This window comes from Dysosmobacter sp., from assembly GCF_052306735.1.
Lineage (GTDB): Bacteria > Bacillota > Clostridia > Oscillospirales > Oscillospiraceae > Oscillibacter.
The window spans coordinates 1-21018 of the sequence record NZ_DAWBAJ010000006.1 but is presented as its reverse complement, the minus strand read 5'-3'; the positions used below and the strand labels follow the sequence as shown (position 1 = coordinate 21018).

The window sequence follows — 21018 nt, the reverse complement described above, 5'->3', positions numbered from 1 at the left end:
GTTATTTCCTGCATTCTTGACAGGTCCTGAAATTTGTGCTTCCATATAAAAAACGGCTGGAAGCCATTGGAAGGGAGAACCTATATGAAGCGAACGGGAAAACGGATGGCGGCGGTGCTCATCAGTCTGTGTCTACTGCTGGGACTGCTGCCCACCACCGTTCTGGCGGCAGATCCTAGCTATCCTTTCAGGGATGTTGCCCAGGATGCGTGGTACAGTGAGGCGGTTGACTTCGTCTATGAACGGGGACTGATGTCCGGGACCAGCGGTACCACTTTTGAACCGGATGTTATCACCAGCCGTGGAATGATTGTTGCCATACTCTGGCGGCAGGAGGGAAGTCCCAATGTGCCGGATATGGTCGCATATTTGGATGTGGCTGACACCGCTTATTATGCGGAGGCGGTGCAGTGGGCTTACCGTACTGGCGTGGCGGGCGGTTACGGTGATGGCCGGTTTGGCCCCGATATGCCGATTACCAGACAGCAGTTGGCTGCCATGCTCTACCGCTATGCAAACAGCCCGGAGATTGACGGGGATGAAATCTGGAGAGAGTTTCCGGATGCGAGCCAGGTGAGCGACTATGCTGTCGACGCCATGGCCTGGGCCGTTGCGGAGGGGTTGATCTCCGGTACGACGGATGGTCGCTTGAACCCTCAGGGAAATGCGACACGTGCACATGTTGCTGTCATCTTGATGCGGCTGGTCCTTAATCTAGAGAGTGTGACGGATCAACCTGATGAAAAACCCCAGCGTCCCTCCGGTGGTTCTTCTTCCGGTGGGTCTTCCTCTGGCGGTGGGTCCTCTTCCGGGGGATCCTCTGGGGGGGACACGGATCCGGAGCAGCCTGCAGAGCAGTCGGACGGCGCGTATGCCATTACCGGCCTGGAGATCAGCGGAAGCGCTGCAATGGTGACGGTCACTGCTGCGGAAGCGTCCACGCTGCGTCTCCGGATAATCGACGAGGATGACGAAAGTACGGTCATCAAGGAACTGAAAGCATCTGTCGCTAAGGACAGCTTGTCTCAGCAGAGCACTATCGCCATCGGAGATGGCACCGCCTTGCCGGAGTACTATCTGGTAAAATGCGATCTGTTGGGCAGCAATGGAGAGAAACTGTGCAATACATATACCTCTCTCCGCTATACCAGCAAGTATGAGGCTTTTGAGGACAAAACACCGGATTCCCAGGAGTTTGCGGACGATATCGTCATTACTGTCAGCGGTGACGGGAATCAGGACGGCGGCTTTGCGGTCCTGGCCGAGGACGCGAAGGAAATTCCGGTTACCGGAACGAAAAATGTCCTGACCATTGAAGGGAATGTCTATACTTTTGACAATGCAGATCAGGGGCAGTTCCAGTCGATACAGACCGGCGATCTCCTTTATCTGCCGGGCGCACCGGTAGACCAGTCTCTTATCATCGTCGCATCCGTCACATGGTCCGGCGACAGCGCGGTGGTGACGGCCCAGGAGGACTGTACCCTCTCCGACTTCTATCAATATCTGAACATCGACACCACTGTTTATGCAAGACCCTCCCAACAGGAAGGGGAACAGCTCCAGGCTGTCAGCGTCCAATACGCTGACCCGGATGGAGACGACGGGGATATCAACATCGACATAGACCCAGAAGACGTAGAGTTGTCAACTAAGCCAATTAACTGGGAACCACTGAGTATGGGCGGCAAGGGGACGTTGTCGGCGCGGATCAGGAGCGTCTATGATATTGAGGCCTTTGGCGAGGACTATTATGAGTTTGAAGCAAGTTTCACAACGAAATTTGAGCCCTATGTCACCCTGACCCACGGATGCAGCGACAAGGATGTGGCTGAGGCCATCGGCGCCGAAGAACTGGCAGTGCCGGTATATAACGGACCGCTGGCCGTACCAGTTCCGGGCCTGAGCATAAACGCGGATGTCAAATTTCTTTCCGAGTTCAACTTGGACGCCTCTGCCACATGCAAGGCGACCATTGAGAGCACCAACGGCTTCCTCTTTACGACTACCGACGGCTATCAGCCCATCCGCACCCGTAAGAGCGACACTGACCTGGATATCAAGGGAAGCGGAAGTATTTCTTTCGCTTTCTCACTGGGCGCAAATGTAAAATTCCTGGATGAGACCCTGAAGGCGGAGGCCGGGGCGCAGGTTGGCGTTGAGGTGACGGGTGAGGTAAAGCCAGGGGATATTGTGACGAATGCACCTTCCCGCCACGCCTGTCTCCTCTGTCTGGAGGCGAAGGCCAAATTGTTTGCGGATGCGAGCATGGGCCTTAGCTATAAGATCACGGATAACGTCAAGGGAGACCTGGCGAAGGTCAAACTGCCACTGCTCAACTACCCCTTGGATGACCTCTACTGTTCCCTGGCAAACGACCCGGACAGCATCTTCCATGGACAAGTAAGCAGCGGCACAGGGAAGTGTCCCAACTATATGTATTGGACAACCTTTGAGACGAAAAACCATGATGGAGATGTGGTAGACGGCGTTGAGGTGACGGTCAGCAGGAATGGCGGCACCCATACTTCCACAGTCACTAGTCCCGGCGGCATCTACTGCTACCCGGGAAAGTACACCGCCAGCGCCACCATCGAAAAGAATCCGGCAAAAGCGGAATTTACGGTTAACGACGCCCCTTGCACCGTTACGCTGCAGGGGAAAAACGGTACTGTCACAGGCGCTGTTACGGACAGCCGTACCGGAAGCCCCATCTCCGGCGCGGTGATTGCCATCCTGGAAGACGATCAGGTGATCACATCTTCGTCCTCTAAGGCGGATGGTTCCTATCTTGCCTCCATTCCTGCGGGAAGCTATACGATACGGGCGTCTGCCACCGGCTACAAGGCGGTAAACCGGTCGATTACCATTGACGGAGATCAGAAACAGGAAACGGTTGATTTTTCTCTGGAACCGGAACAGGAAGGTACCGGCACGCTATTCGGCGTTGTCACAGATGCCAAGACCGGGGAACCCATCTCCGGCGTTGTGATCGAGGCGAGCGGGAACGAAGAAATGGCCCCCTCTGTTACGACTGGGGGGGACGGATCTTACACCATGGTGCTGGTTGCGGGAAGTTATGACGTGTCCTTCCGGAGGGAGGGGTATGCGCCCCAGCAGATTACAGTGACGGTCGAAGAGGATGCTGCAGTAGAGAAAAACATGGTGCTGGAGCCAATCTTTGGCAGCTTGAAAGTCACTGTGACCGCCGGAGACACAGGAAGCCCCATGGAGGGAGCCTCCGTTGAAATGGAGCAGAAGAATGGGCAGAATACATTCTCCGGCTCCACAGGTGCTGATGGTGTGTACAGCTTCGCCTCCCTGCCGGCCGGAGACTATACGCTGCGGGTAACCGCAGAGGACTATGCTCCGTATCTGGAAGAACTTTCCATTCCGGGCAGCAGCCAGCTGAATCGAAGCGTCACCATGCAGAAGGGTGGTACTTGCGGACCTACCCTGTACTGGAAGCTGTCAAATAAAGTCCTTACAATTTACGGGGACGGGGAAATGTACGACTATAATGGTTTTGCACCCTGGGATTCTCTTTATGGTAACGGGCAGCTAAATCAAATTATTGTTGAAGAAGGTACTACCTCACTGGGCAATTATGCTTTCCGATATGCTAGGGCGACATCCGTTTCTTTGCCATCTACGTTAACGCGGATTGGAAACTATGCCTTTGAAGGTTGCTCTCATCTGACTGGGATTGGCATACCCGCTTCTGTAACATCTATTGGCGTCAGTGCGTTCAAGGATTGCAGTGACTTGGAAACATTTGATTGGCCGGATGTGATAACATCTATTTCCGACAACGCCTTCAATGGATGCGAGGCTTTGAAGACATTTGAAATTCCGGGTACTGTGACGACTATCGGAAATGGCGCGTTTGCCGATTGCACGAATTTACTCAGTGTCGACATTCCGGCTTCGGTTGACTCCATAGGTAACAGCGCGTTTGAAAACTGCTGGCGAATGGAAGATGTCTCATTCCAAAATGGTCTCCAGAGCATTGGTTCCAGAGCTTTCTATGGCTGTCAAAGCCTCACTTCAGCAATCATTCCCGATTCAGTCACCGAAATTGGCAGCGATGCTTTCAACAGTTGCTATGATATGACGCAAATACATTTATCCAACAGCTTAAAAAGGATTGAGGATGGAGCATTTACAAACTGCCGTAAGGTGCAGGATATTGTCGTGCCAAATGGCGTTACAGAGATTGGGGATAGTGCATTCTCCAGCGTAACAGATCTAAGGACAGTATCCCTTCCAGAAGGCTTGCAGCAAATTGGGGAGTATGCGTTCTATGCTACAGATCTGAACACTATCCAGATACCAGACTCGGTGATTGCAATTGGCGATCATGCATTCGATTCCTGTGAGCTTCTGTCGGGTAGCCTTACGCTTCCTGCAAATGTGACATCTGTTGGGCAGATGGCGTTTTATGATACCAATCTTAATAGCGTTTATATTAACGGTTCCGCAAGTTTTATTGGGAGAATGGCATTTTTCTCTTGGAAACGTGAAGTTGCAAACGAGATTCACTATGCAGGTACCATGGAGCAATTCAATGCTGCCGCACGCAATGACACTTACTCGGACGAGTATCGAGGCTTGGCAGGAAAAACCATCCACTGCACGGACGGCGATATTGTCATTCCGAGCGCCTGATCGAAATAACCGCACAAACAACAGCGCATCCCTGGGACCCAGGGATGCGCTGTTGTCAACGCCCTACAACGAAGAATGCTTTGAGATCCGAAGGAAACAAAGCGAACGAAAACGGGCCGGCCGCATGGTGAACGAACTGCAAAAACTGGGATACTTTGTAGTTGTACCAGATTGAGGTTCGAGGTTCCATACTTCGACCAGCGACAGGTTTTGACCTGCCGCTTTTTGTGCTGCGATGGTTTTTCATGAGGCGTTGAAAACCTGTTTGTCAAGGTACACGTCCCCGCCACCTATTTTCGTAGCAAGATGTACGATCCCATCCGACCCGTTTTGACAGATCCAGCAGGCCAAAGCAGAATGTCTGCCACGGTGCCAATGTCATCAATGACGGGTCGCCCTCCCGGATGCGCATAGTGCGCCGGATCTCCTTGGGGATCACCACCCGCCCCAGATCGTCGATCCGCCGCACGATTCCTGTTGCCTTCATATCGAAAACTCCTTTTGTCCTTGAAATTACGGTACCTTGCCTGGCAAAAGCTAGTATCCGCAGGATTTGTTTGCCTATGCAGCGCCGCAGCTGGATTCATCTGGAAACAGGACGGGGTAAGAAAATGTTTGAATCCTGTAAAATTCCGTCAATATTTGAAAATACATACAAAAAAACTTTATTTGAAAGAGAAAAAACTGTGTAAGAAAGCCAAAAACCACGCTTTTTTTTCGACAGGACGATTCTTGACGGTATTTTCCAGAGGAAGTATAATAAATCCAGTCATATTCAAAATGAAATACAGGATCAAAAAGCGGACCATCAATGCCGCCCGTGTGTTGGACAGGCGGGCAGGAGAGGAGTTGCAGCTATGGCAAATAAGGAGCTGGTGTCCAGATTTCATGCGGGGACGCTGACCGACGGCTGGCACTGGTTTGGTGCCCATCCGGAGGTGAAACGGGATAAAAAGGGGTGGACATTCCGGGTCTGGGCCCCCCATGCCAAGGCGGTCTCCGTTGTGGGAGACTTCAACCAGTGGGATGAGCAGGCAAACAAGCTGCGGCGCAGCGGAGAGATCTGGGAGGGTTTCGTGCCGGGTCTGGAGGCCTACACGGCTTACAAATTCGCGGTGACGGGCCCTGACGGGGAGGTCCGTCTCAAGGCCGACCCCTATGGCTTCCATACGGAGACCCGGCCCGCCACGGCCAGCAAGCTCTATGATATCACGGGCTTTCGCTGGACGGACGAGAAGTTCCGGGAGAAGATGCGCAGCCACCAGGTCTACGATGCGCCGCTGAATATTTATGAGGTGCATCTGGGTTCCTGGAAAAAGCGGGACAACGGGGACTTCATCGACTACAAGGATCTGGCAAAGGATCTGGCGGCCTATGTCCGGGATATGGGCTACACCGCCATCGAACTGCTGCCGGTGACGGAGCATCCCCTGGACGACTCCTGGGGCTATCAGTGCACCGGGTATTTCGCCCCCACCTCCCGGTTTGGTACCCCCAAGGATTTCATGTGGTTCGTCAACCACATGCACAAAAACGGCATTGCCGTGCTGCTGGACTGGGTGCCCGCCCACTTCTGCAAGGACGCCCAGGGCCTCTACGAGTTCGACGGAGAGTGCTGCTACGAGTACAGCGACCACAACAAGTGGGAGCATGCCAGCTGGGGCACCCGGGTCTTTGACTACGGCCGCCCCGAGGTCAAGAGCTTCCTGTTCTCCTCCGCCCGCTTCTGGCTGGAGGAATACCATATCGACGGACTGCGGGTGGACGCGGTGGCGTCCATGCTGTATCTGGACTACGACCGCCAGGGCGGCCCCTGGACGCCCAACAAGTACGGCGGACACGAGAATCTGGAGGCCATCGATTTCCTCCGGGAACTCAATACCATGGCCTTTTCCGTCAATCCCGGCGTCATGATGATCGCCGAGGAATCCACCGCATGGCCCCTGGTGACCCGTCCGCCGGATGTGGGAGGGCTGGGGTTCAACCTCAAGTGGAACATGGGCTGGATGAACGACATGTGCCACTACCTGAAGCTGGATCCCTGGTTCCGCCAGGATCACCACAAGGACATCACCTTCTCCATGATGTACGCTTTCTCGGAGAATTTCGTCCTGCCCATCTCCCACGATGAGGTGGTGCACATGAAGGGCTCCATTGTGGGTAAGATGCCCGGCGATTACGAAAACCAGCTCCGGTGCCTCAAGGGCTTTTACGCCTATCTTCTGGCCCACCCGGGCAAGAAGCTCCTCTTTATGGGCGCGGAGCTGGGCCAGTGGCACGAGTGGGACTCCAACGGCCAGCTGGACTGGTATCTGCTCCAGCAGCCCCTCAATCAGAAGATCCACCGCTTCTTCAAGGAGATCAACGCCTTCTACAAGAAGGAGGCGGCCCTCTGGGAGATCGACTTTGGCTGGGAGGGCTTTGAGTGGCTGGTGCCGGATGACAACCACAACAATGTGGTGGTCTTCCTGCGCAAGGACAAGAAGGGCCGGGATCTCATGTGCGCGGTGAATTTCTCTCCCAATACATACGAGAATTACCGGATGGGCGTGCCGCCCCACAGACGGTACGTGCCGGTGTTCAATACGGATGACCCTGCCTACGGCGGCGCCGGATTCGGTGACAAGGAGCCGGTGGCGGTGGAGCGGATTGCCTCCCATGGGAAGGAGCAGTCCGCGGCTATCCGGATTCCCGCGTTCGGAGCGGTGTTCCTGCGGGGCGAGGGGAAGCTCCCCAAGCCCAGAAAGAAAAGTAAGGCAAAGGAGTTGGAGAATCCATGAAGAAAGAATGTATCGCCATGCTGCTGGCGGGCGGCCAGGGCAGCCGGCTGTATGTCCTGACCGGAGAGATGGCCAAACCGGCCGTTCCCTTCGGCGGCAAGTATCGCATCATCGACTTCCCCCTGTCCAACTGCACCAATTCCGGCATCGACACCGTGGGCGTGCTGACCCAGTACCGCCCCCTGGAGCTCAACAGCTACATCGGCAGCGGCCAGCCCTGGGATCTGGACGGATCCACCGGCGGCGTCCACATCCTGCCGCCTTACATGGGCAGCAAGGGCGGCACCTGGTACAAGGGCACCGCCAACGCCATCTACCAGAACATGGGCTTCATTGACCTGTATGATCCCGACTATGTGGTGGTTCTCTCCGGTGACCACATCTACAAGATGAACTACGCCAAGATGGTGGCCCGCCACAAGGCCGCCGGTGCCGCCTGCACCATCTCCGTTATGGAGGTGCCCTGGGACGAGGCATCCCGGTTCGGCATTATGAGCGTGGATGAAAACGACATTATCACCGAGTTTGCGGAAAAACCCAAGGAGCCCAAGAGCAACCTGGCCTCCATGGGCATCTACGTCTTCTCCTGGAAGGTGCTGCGCAAGTACCTCACGGAGGACGAGGCCGATCCCAACTCTGAAAACGACTTCGGCAAGAACGTCATCCCTGCCATGCTGGCGAACCACGAGGTGATGGCGGCCTACCGCTTTTCCGGTTACTGGAAGGACGTGGGCACCCTGGAGTCCCTCTGGGATGCCAATATGGATATGCTCTCCCCGGATTCCGGGCTGGACCTTCTGGATGAGTCCTGGCCCATTTACGCCCGCTCGGTCAATGTGCCTGCCGCCTATTTGGGCCCCACCGCCCAGATCTGCCACAGCGCCTTCAACCGCGGCAGCATCATCGACGGTGTTGTGGAAAACTCCGTCCTCTCTCCCAATGTGGTGGTGGAGGAGGGGGCCCGGGTCAGCTATTCGGTGCTGCTGCCCGGCGTAAAAGTGGCAAAGGACGCCGTGGTGGAGTACGCCATCGTGGGCGAGAACTGCACCATCGCCGCCGACTGTCATGTGGGCGGTACACCGGAGACTACGGCGCCAGCGCCCTGGGGATTGACGGTACTGGCCCCGAATTGTGCCCTGGCAGAGGGCCGGCGGGTGGCCCCCGGCATCATGCTGGACCGCAACGGTGAGGAGGTGTCCAAATGAAAGGTCTGCACGGAATTATTTTCTCCTATGAGAAGAGAAACAATCTGCGGGAGCTGAGCGAGGTGCGCTGCGCGTCCTCCATCCCCTTCGGCGGACGGTACCGGGCGGTGGACTTCGCCCTTTCCAGCCTGGTCAATGCCGGTGTCACCGATGTGGGCATCGTGCTTCACGGCAACTATCAGAGCCTGCTGGATCATCTGGGTACCGGCAAGGACTGGGATCTGTCCCGCAAACGGGGCGGACTGAAGATCCTGCCCCCCTTCGCCTATAAGCGGGAGTGGGGCGAGGAGGCCTTCCGGGGCAAAATGGAGGCTCTGGCGGGGGTCCGGTCCTATCTGGACACCATCCGGCAGGACTATGTGGTGCTGATGGAGGGCGACCTGGTGGCAAACCTTCCCCTGGCGGAGATCTATGAAAACCACATCGCCACCGGTGCCGACATCACCGTGGTGTGCGGAAACGACAGCTTTGCCACGGAGAACGGCACCTATTTCAACATCAATCAGGACGGCCGCATTACCGAAGTGTTCTTCAACCTCCACCGTCCCCAGGGCTACCGGGGCCTGGAGGTGTACATCCTCTCCGCCAGCCTCCTCAAGGAGCTGGTGGACGGGTGCACCAGCCATGACCAGTACAGCTGGCGGCGGGATGTGCTCCAGGCCCGCAAGGATACGCTGAACCTGCACAGCTATATCTGGAGCGGCTTTGCCGCCCAGATCCGCTCCGTCCAGGAGTACTATGACCGCAGCATGCAGCTGCTGGATCCCGCCATCCGGGAGGATCTGTTCTGCCGTACCCGGCCGGTACTGGCCAAGGGCGCGGACAAATCCTCCTCCTACATCGGACCTAACGGCCATTGCGTCAACTCCCTGGTGGCTGACGGCTGCAAGATCGAGGGCAGCGTGGAAAACTCCATCCTTTTCCCCGGCGTCACGGTGGAGGCCGGTGCCAAGGTGTGCAACTGTGTGCTCTTCAAGGACGCGGCGGTGCGCTCCGGTGCCCAGCTGGCGTATATCATCGCCGACAAGCGGGTGGAGATCCTGCCGGACCGCACGCTGATGGGTCACAGCTCGTATCCCATCGTGTTGGCCAAGGACTCCCAGGTGTGAGCATTGTGTAAAACGAATACCGGCACCGTGGCCCCACCGCGGCCGCGGCGCCGGTATCGTTGAACCGGCCGATTTTCGGCTGGGAAGGATCTGGGGCTTTTCCACAAAGTGTGGAGAAAGCCCCCCGGCCCGTGTGTGTGCGGGCGCATCGAAAGGAGACAAACTATGAAGATTCTGTATGCGACCAGTGAGGCGGTCCCCTTCTGCAAAACCGGTGGACTGGCGGATGTGGCAGGCTCTCTGCCCCCGGCTCTGGCGGAGGAGGGCGCGGAGATCGCGGTGATCCTCCCCCTTTATCAGCGGGTGAAGGCTGCGTTCGGACAGGATTTGCAGTTCCTGTGCTATGACTACGTGGATCTGGCTTGGCGCCACTGCTACTGCGGACTGTTCTCCCTGGAGCGGGACGGCGTCACCTGGTATTTCCTGGATAACGAGCAGTACTTCAACCGCCCGGATCTCTACGGCTATCTGGATGACGGCGAGCGGTTCGCCTTCTTCTCCCGGGCCGTGGTGCGGATGCTGGGCCATCTGAAGTTCTGGCCGGAGGTCATTCACTGCAATGACTGGCAGACGGCGCTGGTGCCCATCTACCTCAAGGATGACGGCGTGCGGGAGGATCGCTTCCGCTCCATCCGTACAGTGCTCTCCATCCATAATATCGAGTATCAGGGCCGCTTCAATCCCAGCATCCTGGGCGACCTCTTCGGCCTGGATGTGGGCTGGGTGAAGGACGGAACCATCATGATGGACGGCGACGTGAACCTCCTCAAAGGCGCCATTTTGATGGCGGACGCCGTCAACGCCGTCTCTCCCACTTACGCCAACGAGCTGAAGATGGCTTATTTCGCCCACCGGCTGGACGGCATCATGCGCCAGTGCGGCTACAAGCTCTCCGGCGTCCTCAACGGCATTGACATGAAGCGCTACGACCCCGCCACGGATCCCCAGCTGGCCGCCCGGTACACTGCCGAGGATATGTCCGGCAAGGATACCGACAAGGCCGAGCTCCAGAAGATCATGGGCCTGCGGCAGGAGCCCCACACCCCCATCATCGGTATCGTCTCCCGCCTGGTGTCCCACAAGGGCCTGGATCTCATCTGCGAGGTGCTCCACGACATGATGGAGATGCCCATTCAGCTGGTGGTGCTGGGCAAGGGCGACAAGAAGTACGAGGAGTTCTTCCACTGGGCCTCCCAGCAGTATCCCGGCCGCATGGCGGTGCGTCTGGACTATAACGAAGCCCTGTCCATGGCCATCTATGCCGGTGCCGACCTGTTCCTGATGCCCTCCAAGAGCGAGCCTTGCGGCCTCTCCCAGATGATCGCCATGCGTTACGGCACCATCCCCATTGTCCGGGAGACCGGAGGACTGAAGGATACCGTCCAGCCCTACGAGGCCTGGCGGGACGCCGGCAACGGCTTTACCTTCGCCAACTACTCCAGTGGCGACATGCTCCATGTGATCCGGGAGGCCGTGTACCTCTATAAGGACTATCCCGACGCCTTCGGACGCCTGCGCCGCCGGGCCATGGCCAGCGATTTCAGCTGGGCCCGCAGCGCCAAGGAGTATCTGCGCATCTACGCAGGCGTCACCGGCCAGGCCTGGCCGGCACCCAAGGAGGAGAGCGCCCCTTTTGAGGAGAGCGCCGGTGCGGCCGATCCCGCGCCTCAGGAGACCGCACCTCCCGCCCCGGCGGAACAGCCTGCTCCCCCGGCGGTTCAGGAAGCGCCCGCAGAGCCGGCGGCTGCCAAGGAAGCTCCGGCACCTGTAAGTGAGCCCGCTCCCGCTGCTCCGGCTGCGGAGAAGAAACCCGCCGCCAAGAAGACCGCCCGCAAGGCCGCGGAGAAGAAGCCCGCCGCTAAGAAGACGGCGAAGAAGCCTGCTGCCAAGAAGGCGGAACCGGCCAAGAAGGAGACCGTCAAGGTGGAAGCCCCCAAGGAGGAGAAGCCCGCTGCTGTCAAGGCGGAGGAGCCCGAGAAGGAAGCGCCCAAGAAGGCGCTGACCGTGGCCGGGAAGACCGCGCTGACCAAGGTGGATACCATCAAGAAGGAGATCGCCCCCGCGGCGGCGGTGGCCCCCGTGAAGCCGGCTGCCAAAGCCCCCGCCAAATCTGCCAAGGAACCGGAAAAGACGGAGAAGACCCCGTCCGGAAAATAAGAATCCAACCCCAAGAAAGGAAAGACCGCCGTATAAGAAGCGGCGGAGTAAGGAAGGCACATGACATCAATCACGACGAAAGCACTGGAAAAACAACTGATTGCCAAGCTGATGGCCAACTTCGGCAAAGCGCCGGAGGAGGCCACCGACGGCGAGATGATGCGGGCCTGCGCCCTGGTTCTGCGGGACGCCATGGCCGTCCGGGAGGTGGAGACCCGGCAGGAAACCCGCCGGGAGAAGAGAAAGCAGGTCCACTACCTGTCCCTGGAATTCCTCATGGGCCGCAGCCTCATGAAAAACGCCTACAATCTGGGGATCCTCCCGCAGCTGCGGGAGGCCCTGGAGGACATGGGCTTCAAGGCCGCGGACATCTTTGAGGTGGAGCCCGACGCGGCGCTGGGCAACGGCGGCCTGGGCCGCCTGGCCGCCTGCTACCTGGATTCCATGACCACCCTGGAGATTCCCGCCACCGGCTACTCCATCTGCTATGAGCTGGGCATCTTCAAGCAGAAGATCGTGGAGGGCCAGCAGGTGGAGCTGCCGGACAACTGGAAGGACCTGGGCTCTGCCTGGCTGCTGCCCAAGCCGGCGGAGGCTCAGATGGTGAACTTCGGCGGCACGCTGCGGGAGTTCTGGGACAACGGCCACCTGCATATCGTCAACGAGGGCGCCACCACGGTCATGGCGGTTCCCTGTGATATGGAGATCGCCGGCTACGACACCGAGCACGTCAACGTCCTGCGGCTGTGGGACGCCCGGTCCACCAAGCCGGTGGATATGGCACTCTTCTCCCGGGGCGAGTACCTGAAAGCGGCGGAGGAGGAGGCCATGGCGGAGACCATCGCCAAGATCCTCTACCCCGAGGACAACCACCTGGAGGGCAAGTCCCTGCGGCTCAAGCAGCAGTATTTCTTCGTCTCCGCCACGGTGCAGTCCATTGCGGCCAAGCACCTGGAAACCTACGGCACGCTGAAGAACTTCCACGAGAAGAACGTCATCCAGATCAACGACACCCATCCGGCCCTGGTGATCCCGGAGCTGATGCGCATCCTCATGGACGACGCGGGCCTTTCCTGGGACGAAGCCTGGTTCATCACCACCCGTTCCGTGGCCTATACCAACCACACCGTCCTGGCGGAGGCCCTGGAGCGCTGGCCGCAGGAGCTGGTGGCCCACCTGCTGCCCCGTGTGTGGCAGATCCTCATGGAGATCTCCCGCCGCTGGCAGGAGAAGGTGGAGAAGTTCTACCACGATCCCGCCAAGACCCAGGATATGGCCATCATCTGGGACGGCCAGGTGCGCATGGCCAACCTGTGCATCGCCGGCGGCATGGCGGTCAACGGCGTCTCCGCTCTGCACTCCGACATCCTGCGCAAGGATGTGTTCAAGAACGCCTACGGCATGGAGCCGCTGAAATTCAAAAACGTCACCAACGGCATTGACCACCGCCGCTGGCTCAGTGAGATCAACCCCGGCCTGGACGGCCTGATCCGGGAGCTCACCGGCGACGGCTATCTCACCGACGCCATGCAGCTCAAGAAGCTGGACGATTACGCCGACGACAAGTCCGTGCTGGAGCGCCTGGCCCAGATCAAGCAGGCCAATAAGGAGTCTTTCGCTGTCTACGCCAAAAAGACCCGGGGCGTGGTGCTGGATCCGAGCTCCATCTTTGATGTACAGGTCAAGCGCCTCCATGAGTATAAGCGCCAGCTTCTGAACGTGCTGCACATCATCGCCCTGTATCAGAAGCTCCAGGATGACCCCAATGCCATCACCCATCCCCATACCTTCCTCTTCGGCGCCAAGGCCGCTCCCGGCTATGCCACCGCCAAGAGGATCATCCGCCTCATCAACTCCCTGGCGGATCAGATCGACCACGATCCCATCTGCAAAGATAAACTGCAGGTGGTGTTCCTGGAGAATTACCGGGTGTCCCTGGCGGAGAAGCTGATGCCTGCCAGCGAGGTCTCCCAGCAGATCTCCACCGCCGGCAAGGAGGCCAGCGGCACCGGCAACATGAAGTTCATGATGAACGGCGCCCTCACCGTAGGCACCCTGGATGGTGCCAATGTGGAGATGCGGGACGTCCTGGGTGACGAGAACATCTTCATCTTCGGCCTTCATGCCGACGAGGTGGAGGCCATGAAGCGGGAGGGCTATGTGCCCCAGCGGATCTACAACCGCAACGAGACGCTGCGCCGCTGCCTGGACGCCATGCGGGCCGGGTTCCGGGACGGCGTCCGCTATGACGACCTCTACCAGCAGCTGCTCTTCGGCGGCAACGGCAGCCCTGCGGATGCCTATATGCTGCTGGCGGACTTTGACGCCTACTGCCAGGCGGAGAAGCGGATGGTGGAGACCTACGGCAAACCGGAGGTGTGGAACCGCATGAGCCTGCACAACATCGCCCGCAGCGGCATTTTCGCGGCGGACCGGGCTGTGGCGGAGTATGCGGACAACATCTGGCACGTGCCCCACAAATAAGGCCCCCCAAGGGTTCATAATCCCAAGAAACAGCAAGCGGCCTGCCTCGTTTAAGAGGCAGGCCGCTTTGTTCTCCCCGGGAAAGGAATCAGTGCTTGTTGAGGCGCCATACGCCGGCGTTGAGGTACCCGGCAAAGGAGACCCACAGAAGATACGGGATCTGCAGCAGGGCGGCGGGGAAATCCACCTCGCGGAAGGAGCGGATCATCCGCAGAATCAGTCCCCACAGTGCCCATAGCCATAGTAAGGCCAGGCCGAAGACCTGGAAACTGAAGAAGAGGATGCTCCAGAAGAAATTGAAGGCCAGCTGGATTCCGAAGAGCCGCAGGCTCCGGGAGCGGGCGGCGGAAGGGGGACTGGCCCAGATGCGGGCGGCGCCGATGCCCATCAGGGCGAAGAGGCCTCCCCAGACTATGGGGAACACCGTGCCGGGAGGGGAGAGAGGCGGCTGGACGATGGTCTTCTGATAGGTGCGGATCCCCTTGCGCGTCAGCCAGCCGGACAGGCCGCCCACTGCTTCCGCCAGGAGAATCCAGCGGGCATACTGTTTGCGTGTGTGCTTTTTCATGCGATATCACCTCACAGATTACACCATGTGGAGTTGCGTGAAAAATATACGCCTCTGCTCCAGCCCTGTCAAAGCGCAAAAAAACGAGGACAGCTTTCGCTGCCCTCGTTTTCCTTACCGGTCCTTGCTGAGCCCCAGAATGTAGTCGGTGCTGACCCTGTAATACCTGCTCAAGGTAATCAGGTGATGAATGGGCAACTCATTGGCCCCGCGCTCATACCGCGCGTACATGGTTTGGGAAGTTCCCAGAATTTCTGCGATCTGGGTTTGTGTTTTGTCCGCGTCTTCCCGCAAGTCTCGCAGGATGCGTACATAATCCATCCCGTTCACTTCGATCCCTCCCGCACAAATGAATCGTCCTTTTGGGAACCGGATTCTTTTTTTGTATGTATCAATTTAACATAAAATTATGAATGGAAAGTTACAGAATACACAATTTTACTATAAATAGTCGACAAATTTACTGAAACATACAGAAAAACTGGATAATACACCACATATCAGCCGGGACACATAAAAAACGGCGGAGTGGGAGAGAAGGGGCAAAAGCGGCCCGGATCCGCTTTACAACGGGGCGAAATGTGGGTATAATACCAGTAATATGGGAAAATACGCAAGTTGGCGCGGAAGTCCCCGGGGGACGAGACCGCGCTGGGAAAGTGAAGGAGCAGAGCATGGAAGTTACGAAGGGCGTCCGGTTTGATTCCCTGGGGCTGTCCCCGGAGATCATGCGGGCCATTGAAAAGCGCGGTATTCAGGAATCCACCCCCGTTCAGGCAGGATGTATCCCTCCCATGATGGACTGGCAGGACGTGATTGCCAAGGCCCCCACCGGAACCGGCAAGACCTTTGCCTACGGCATCCCCATCGTGGAGCATATCGACCCGGAGGACGAGACCGTCCAGGCGGTGATCCTGGCCCCCACCCGGGAGCTGGCCATCCAGATTACCGATGAGATCCGGGACCTGGCGGCCTTCAAGCCCGGTGTGCGCACCGTGTGCCTGTACGGCGGCCAGCCCATCGGCCGTCAGATCGAGACGTTGAAAAAGCGGCCCCAGATCGTGGTGGCGACCCCCGGCCGGCTCAGCGACCACATGAAGCGGCGCACCGTCCGGGTGGATACGGCCAGGACCGTGGTGCTGGACGAGGCGGACCGGATGCTGGACATGGGCTTCATCCACGACGTGACCCGGCTGCTGGACCGGATGGACAAGCGGAAGAACCTGGGCCTCTTCTCCGCCACCATCTCCCGGGAGGTCATGGACATCGCCTGGGTCTATCAGCGGGACGCGGCGGAGATCACCGTCCGGGAGGACGAGCAGAACAAGCCCGACATCAAGCAGTTCCGCATGGAGGTGGCCCACAACGAGAAGGCCGACGCCATTGCCCGGATCCTGGAGGAGACGGGCTTTGACCGGTGCATGGTCTTCTGCAACACCAAGGGCTCTACGGAGCGCATCGCCAAGTTTTTGCAGATGCGGGGGGTGGATGCTGAGTGCATCCACGGTGATATCCCCCAGCGCAAGCGGGAGCAGGTGATGGACAAGTTCCGCCGGGGCGAGCTGCGGGTGTTCGTCTCCACCGACGTGGCGGCCCGGGGCATCGATGTGGACGATGTGGACATCGTTTTCAACTGCGATGTCCCCGATGAGAATCAGGACTACGTCCACCGCATCGGCCGCACCGGCCGGGCCAAGCGCCAGGGCGTGGCGGTGACGCTGGTGTCGGATTATCCAGCCAAGATGCGCATCGACGACATCGCCCAGAAGACCCGCAATGAGATTGTGCCGGTGAAGTTCGACGAAAACGGCAAGCTGGCGGTTGTGGAATGAGAAAACACGCGCCTGACCATGGGTCAGGCGCGCTTTTTTACGATGCCAGCAGCGCCGTCAGCTGCTGCCACACCTCCTCCGCCTCCGGAGAGAGGAAGCGGTAGGAATTGCTGTCCGTCAGCAGGTATCCGGTACTGGTGATGGTGAACTGGTCTTCCCCGGCGGTGAAGAGGCAGCTGCCCTCCGGCTGGGTGGTGTCGATGGTGCCGGTGACCCGCTCCACTTTCACCTGGCCCAGCAGATCCAGCAGATCCTCCCGCTGCTGGGAGGAGAGGGTGAACGTCTCACCGCCGTTCAGGCAGGCGGTGACGCTCTGGGCGGTGCGCAGAGCGGCGGGCGTGACGGAGGAGGCCTTGTGGCTGGAGAGCCCCAGCAGCAAAAGAACTGCACCCACCAGAAGGATGACCACCACCAGACTCTTGGGGCGGTTGTTTTTCAGGTACTTTTTGGACAGCCTGGCGTCGAAGGCCTTGACCTCCGGACTTTCCATAGCTGCACGCAGATCCTCCGGGATCCCGGAGGTTTCCTGGTTCTGGACGGATTGTTTGGATTCCATGGGATTGCATCTCCTTACCGGGTGTTTTTCTTGAGTATAGCATGCCGGAGGCCCTTTTGTGAACAAATCTTTAATTCTTGTAATTTTTTGTTACTTTTTTGCCGCCGCGGCTTTACAAGCTTCCCAAAACTCTTTATAATTGACATCGCCTGTGGGCAAACCTGTCGGAGACTGCCTTTTTGAGGCTGTTTCCGTTTCTCATTTCAGAACCTGAAAAAGGAGCGATCCCATGACGAAGAAAAAACGCTGGGCCGCGCTGTGGACGGCTGCGGCGCTGATGCTGGCGCTGCTGAGCGGCTGCGGCAGCCAGCAGGGGGAGCTGATTTCCCTGTCCGTGTGCGCCGGAGGCGAGTTTGTGTGCCTGGATCCCATTTACGCCGAGACCAGCGCAGATCAGACCCTGCTGATGAACCTCTATGAGAACCTCATGAAGACGGTGCCTGACGGCTCCGGCGGCACCACCGTCACCAACGGCATGGCCAAGAGTGTCAACGAAGACGAGAATGCGGACGGCACCGTCACCTACACCTTCAAGCTGCGCAGCGCCCAGTGGACGGACGGCCGGGATGTGACGGCGGAGGATTTCGTCTATGCCTGGCAGCGCCTGGCGGATCCCGCCAGCGCCTCGCCCTACGCCTCCATTTTGTCCATGGTCTCCGGATTTGACACGGTCCGGGAGACGGGAGACGTCACGCAGCTGCAGGTGACGGCCAAGAACGACTCCACTCTGGAAGTGGTGGTGGACGGCCAGTGCGACTGGTTTTTGACTCAGGTGTGTACATCTCCCGCCACGCTGCCACTGCGTCAGGATGTGATCCAGACCTGGAAGGAGGGCCAGGCGGCCAAGGCCGCGGGAGCCGCAGAGGCCGGGGCTGAGGAGACAGACACTCAGCCGGAGTACTGGTGGTCGGATGTGACGGCCCTGGTGACCAACGGCCCCTTCCGTACGGATGCTCCGGCGGCAGACGGCGCCCTGACAGTGGTGGCCTTTGACGATTACTACGGCTCCGGTTCCGGTGTGGGAGAGCTGACCTTCCACTTCGCCGGGACGGCGGAGGAGGCCTGGCAGCTCTATGAAGAGGACACTGTGGATTTCGTCTGGGAGCTTCCCCAGGAGCAGATCGTGGAGCTGGCCCAGTCGGAGACGGTGACGCATGATCTGGCCCATGAGCTGGAGACCTACACGCTGCTGCTCAACTGCGACCAGCAGGTGTTTGCGGATATCCTGGTACGCCAGGCGCTGACACTGTCCATTGACCGCTCTGCCCTGGCGGAGGCCGCGGGCCCCACCGCCCAGGCGGCGGAGGGACTGGTGCCTGCAGGCGTCCCGGGGGACGGGACGGAGGACTTCCGCACGGTGGCGGGCTCCCAGCTGGACAATGATCCCGGGTACTATGACCAGCGGTGCAGCGAGGCCCAGGAGCTTTTGCAGCAGGCGGGCTACAACAGCGGCGCGGACCTGGGAGAGCTGGAGTACCTCTATGTGGATGAGGGGAACGCCGGGGCGGTGGCCCAGGCCCTGACCGGGATGTGGCAGGATGCCCTGGGGGTTCAGCTGAGCTCCCGTGCTGTTACCCAGGAGGAGCTGGAGGCCGCCCTGGATCAGGGGACCTACACCCTGGCTGCCACGGATCTCAAGGCTGTGGGCAACGACGCGGAGTGCTTCCTGATGACCTGGACGTCGGACAGTCCGGACAACGTCACGGGATATGCCAACAGCGCCTATGATACCCTCATGACCATCATCGCCGGCGCGGCGGACGGAGAGGCCCGGCTGGGCTGCCTCCATGACGCGGAGGCCCTCCTGCTGGAGGACAGCCCCCTGGCGCCCCTCTATACCAACGTCACTGCCTGGAAGCTGCGGGAGGACTACACCGGTGCCTGCCGGGACGCCCGTGGATTCTTCCTCTTCTCCGCGGTGATGGTACGCACCGCCTGATCCACCATACCAGACTGACCGGAAGCGGCGCCGCAAGGCGCCGCTTCCTTTGTGCTTGCCGGGGGGGGGGAAGAGGGGACAAGTTTTCCTGATTCCAGCTATACATTTAACGGGATATCTGGTATAATATACTGTCTACTGGTTGTGATCACACAACATTTCCCGTTTGCGGCGGAGCCCGCCGCGGAGAGGAGCACTATGCCGGATTTTCAGGTGGTTTCGGAGTATCAGCCCTCCGGCGACCAGCCCCAGGCCATCGCCAAGCTGGCGGAGGGCATTGAAAACGGATTGAAAGAGCAGGTTTTGCTGGGGGTCACCGGCTCCGGCAAGACCTTTACCATGGCCAAGGTTATCGAGGCGGTGCAGCGGCCTACGCTGGTGCTGGCCCACAACAAGACCCTGGCGGCCCAGCTGTGCGCGGAGTTTAAGGAGTTTTTCCCCAACAACGCCGTGGAGTATTTCGTCTCCTACTACGACTACTACCAGCCGGAGGCCTATATCCCTCATACGGACACCTATATTGCCAAGGACGCCGCCACCAACGAGGAGATCGACCGGCTGCGCCTCTCCGCCACCTGTGCCCTGCTGGAGCGGCGGGACGTCATCGTGGTTTCCTCCGTCTCCTGTATCTACGGCTTGGGCGAGCCCGACGACTTTGCCAAGCTGGTGGTATCGCTGCGGGTGGGAGCGCAGTGGGACCGGGACGAGTTGCTGCGCCGCCTGGTGGAGATCCGCTACCAGCGCAACGACATCGCCTTTGAGCGCAACATGTTCCGGGTGCGGGGAGACACGGTGGAGATCTACCCCGCCTACTACAAGGACAAGGCCATCCGGGTGGAGTTCTTCGGCGACGAGATCGACCGCATCAGCGAGTTCAACCCCCTCACCGGCAGCGTCAACCGGGTGATGAACCACATCGCCATCTACCCCGCCAGCCACTATGTCACCACCAAGGACAAGATGGATAAGGCCATCGGGGAGATCCGCCGGGAGCTGGAGGAGCAGGTGAAGGTCTTCACCGACAACAACCAGCTGGTGGAGGCTCAGCGCATCCGCCAGCGGACGGAGTACGACATGGAGATGATGGCGGAGCTGGGCTACTGCTCCGGCATCGAGAACTACTCCCGCATCATCTCCGACCGGCCTGCCGGATCCGCCCCCATGACGCTGCTGGACTTCTTCCCGGATGACTTTTTGCTCTTTGTGGACGAGTCCCATGTGACGCTGCCCCAGGTGCGGGCCATGTACAACGGCGACCACGCCCGGAAGGACTCCCTGGTGAAGTACGGCTTCCGGCTGCCCTGCGCCTACGATAACCGCCCGTTGAAATTCGAGGAGTTTGAGGAGCGCATCGGCCAGGCGGTGTTCGTCTCCGCCACCCCCGGCCCCTATGAACGGGAGCGGGCGGACCAGGTGGTGGAGCAGGTGATCCGGCCTACGGGACTGCTGGACCCAAAGGTGGAGGTCCGGCCCGTCACCGGCCAGATTGACGATCTGATGGAGGAGATCCGCACCCGCTCCGCCAAAAACGAGCGGGTTCTGGTGACTACCCTCACCAAGAAGATGGCGGAGGATCTTACCGAGTATTTCAAAAACGCCGGGATCCGGGTGCGGTACATGCACTCCGATGTGGAGACCATCGAGCGGATGGAGATCATCCGGGATCTGCGGCTGGGAGAGTTCGACGTGCTGGTGGGCATCAACCTCCTGCGGGAGGGAC

The 21018-nt window shown here is 59.1% G+C and carries 12 protein-coding genes and 1 pseudogene; 9 read left to right on the top strand and 4 right to left on the bottom strand.

Annotation, left to right across the window (positions count from 1 at the left end):
* The first annotated feature begins 84 nt into the window (after positions 1-84).
* Positions 85-4668 (top strand): leucine-rich repeat protein, encoded by a 4584-nt coding sequence (locus tag ACT67G_RS02770; protein WP_443662920.1) that lies wholly within the window; start codon positions 85-87, stop codon positions 4666-4668.
* A 388-nt stretch (positions 4669-5056) separates the two neighbouring features.
* Here ACT67G_RS02770 and ACT67G_RS02765 read toward each other — a convergent pair.
* A pseudogene (locus ACT67G_RS02765) lies at positions 5057-5155 on the bottom strand (AbrB/MazE/SpoVT family DNA-binding domain-containing protein); the annotation flags it as partial.
* A 370-nt stretch (positions 5156-5525) separates the two neighbouring features.
* Here ACT67G_RS02765 and glgB point away from each other — a divergent pair.
* The 5 genes from glgB (at position 5526) to ACT67G_RS02740 (ending at position 14403) form a co-directional block, all read left to right on the top strand.
* Positions 5526-7448 (top strand): 1,4-alpha-glucan branching protein GlgB, encoded by a 1923-nt coding sequence (gene glgB, locus ACT67G_RS02760; protein ID WP_326214924.1) that lies wholly within the window; start codon positions 5526-5528, stop codon positions 7446-7448.
* Positions 7445-8653, top strand: coding sequence for a glucose-1-phosphate adenylyltransferase (locus ACT67G_RS02755; RefSeq protein ID WP_443662919.1), 1209 nt, complete (start codon positions 7445-7447; stop codon positions 8651-8653). Before glgB ends, ACT67G_RS02755 begins: the two co-directional genes overlap by 4 nt.
* On the top strand, positions 8650-9762 hold the full coding sequence (gene glgD, locus ACT67G_RS02750) for a glucose-1-phosphate adenylyltransferase subunit GlgD (RefSeq protein ID WP_443662918.1): 1113 nt from the start codon (positions 8650-8652) through the stop codon (positions 9760-9762). Before ACT67G_RS02755 ends, glgD begins: the two co-directional genes overlap by 4 nt.
* Before the next feature lie 165 nt (positions 9763-9927).
* Entirely contained in the window at positions 9928-11919 is a 1992-nt protein-coding gene (gene glgA / locus ACT67G_RS02745; protein WP_443662917.1) for a glycogen synthase GlgA, read from the top strand.
* 60 nt (positions 11920-11979) lie between these two features.
* On the top strand, positions 11980-14403 hold the full coding sequence (locus ACT67G_RS02740; protein WP_443662916.1) for a glycogen/starch/alpha-glucan phosphorylase: 2424 nt from the start codon (positions 11980-11982) through the stop codon (positions 14401-14403).
* An 88-nt stretch (positions 14404-14491) separates the two neighbouring features.
* On the opposite strand, the gene ACT67G_RS02735 is transcribed toward ACT67G_RS02740, so the two are convergent.
* Both ACT67G_RS02735 and ACT67G_RS02730 read right to left on the bottom strand, forming a co-directional pair.
* Complete coding sequence (locus ACT67G_RS02735) at positions 14492-14971, bottom strand: TspO/MBR family protein (protein WP_443662915.1); 480 nt, start codon at positions 14969-14971, stop codon at positions 14492-14494.
* Between the two features lie 114 nt (positions 14972-15085).
* Complete coding sequence (locus ACT67G_RS02730; RefSeq protein ID WP_443662960.1) at positions 15086-15292, bottom strand: helix-turn-helix domain-containing protein; 207 nt, start codon at positions 15290-15292, stop codon at positions 15086-15088.
* Positions 15293-15645: 353 nt separating this feature from the next.
* Between ACT67G_RS02730 and ACT67G_RS02725 the strand changes: the two genes are divergently transcribed.
* A complete protein-coding gene (locus tag ACT67G_RS02725) occupies positions 15646-16803 on the top strand; it encodes a DEAD/DEAH box helicase (RefSeq protein WP_443662914.1) in 1158 nt (385 codons plus the stop codon).
* A gap of 37 nt (positions 16804-16840) precedes the next feature.
* On the opposite strand, the gene ACT67G_RS02720 is transcribed toward ACT67G_RS02725, so the two are convergent.
* On the bottom strand, positions 16841-17359 hold the full coding sequence (locus ACT67G_RS02720; RefSeq protein ID WP_443662913.1) for a hypothetical protein: 519 nt from the start codon (positions 17357-17359) through the stop codon (positions 16841-16843).
* Positions 17360-17588: 229 nt separating this feature from the next.
* On the opposite strand from ACT67G_RS02720, the gene ACT67G_RS02715 reads away from it, so the two are divergent.
* Positions 17589-19298: a peptide ABC transporter substrate-binding protein gene (locus ACT67G_RS02715; protein WP_443662912.1), complete on the top strand. Its 1710-nt coding sequence runs from the start codon at positions 17589-17591 to the stop codon at positions 19296-19298.
* Between the two features lie 198 nt (positions 19299-19496).
* The coding region (gene uvrB / locus ACT67G_RS02710; protein WP_443662911.1) for an excinuclease ABC subunit UvrB at positions 19497-21018 on the top strand (1522 nt) is incomplete at its 3' end.

Bases quoted from the DNA above. Each gene is read 5' to 3' on its own strand.
- ACT67G_RS02755 (WP_443662919.1), top strand. From the start codon at position 7,445: ATGAAGAAAGAATGTATCGCCATGCTGCTGGCGGGCGGCCAGGGCAGC.
- glgD (WP_443662918.1), top strand. From the start codon at position 8,650: ATGAAAGGTCTGCACGGAATTATTTTCTCCTATGAGAAGAGAAACAAT.
- ACT67G_RS02715 (WP_443662912.1), top strand. From the start codon at position 17,589: ATGACGAAGAAAAAACGCTGGGCCGCGCTGTGGACGGCTGCGGCGCTG.
- ACT67G_RS02770 (WP_443662920.1), top strand. From the start codon at position 85: ATGAAGCGAACGGGAAAACGGATGGCGGCGGTGCTCATCAGTCTGTGT.
- ACT67G_RS02740 (WP_443662916.1), top strand. From the start codon at position 11,980: ATGACATCAATCACGACGAAAGCACTGGAAAAACAACTGATTGCCAAG.
- glgA (WP_443662917.1), top strand. From the start codon at position 9,928: ATGAAGATTCTGTATGCGACCAGTGAGGCGGTCCCCTTCTGCAAAACC.
- ACT67G_RS02730 (WP_443662960.1), bottom strand. From the start codon at position 15,292: ATGGATTATGTACGCATCCTGCGAGACTTGCGGGAAGACGCGGACAAA.
- ACT67G_RS02725 (WP_443662914.1), top strand. From the start codon at position 15,646: ATGGAAGTTACGAAGGGCGTCCGGTTTGATTCCCTGGGGCTGTCCCCG.
- glgB (WP_326214924.1), top strand. From the start codon at position 5,526: ATGGCAAATAAGGAGCTGGTGTCCAGATTTCATGCGGGGACGCTGACC.
- ACT67G_RS02735 (WP_443662915.1), bottom strand. From the start codon at position 14,971: ATGAAAAAGCACACACGCAAACAGTATGCCCGCTGGATTCTCCTGGCG.
- ACT67G_RS02720 (WP_443662913.1), bottom strand. From the start codon at position 17,359: ATGGAATCCAAACAATCCGTCCAGAACCAGGAAACCTCCGGGATCCCG.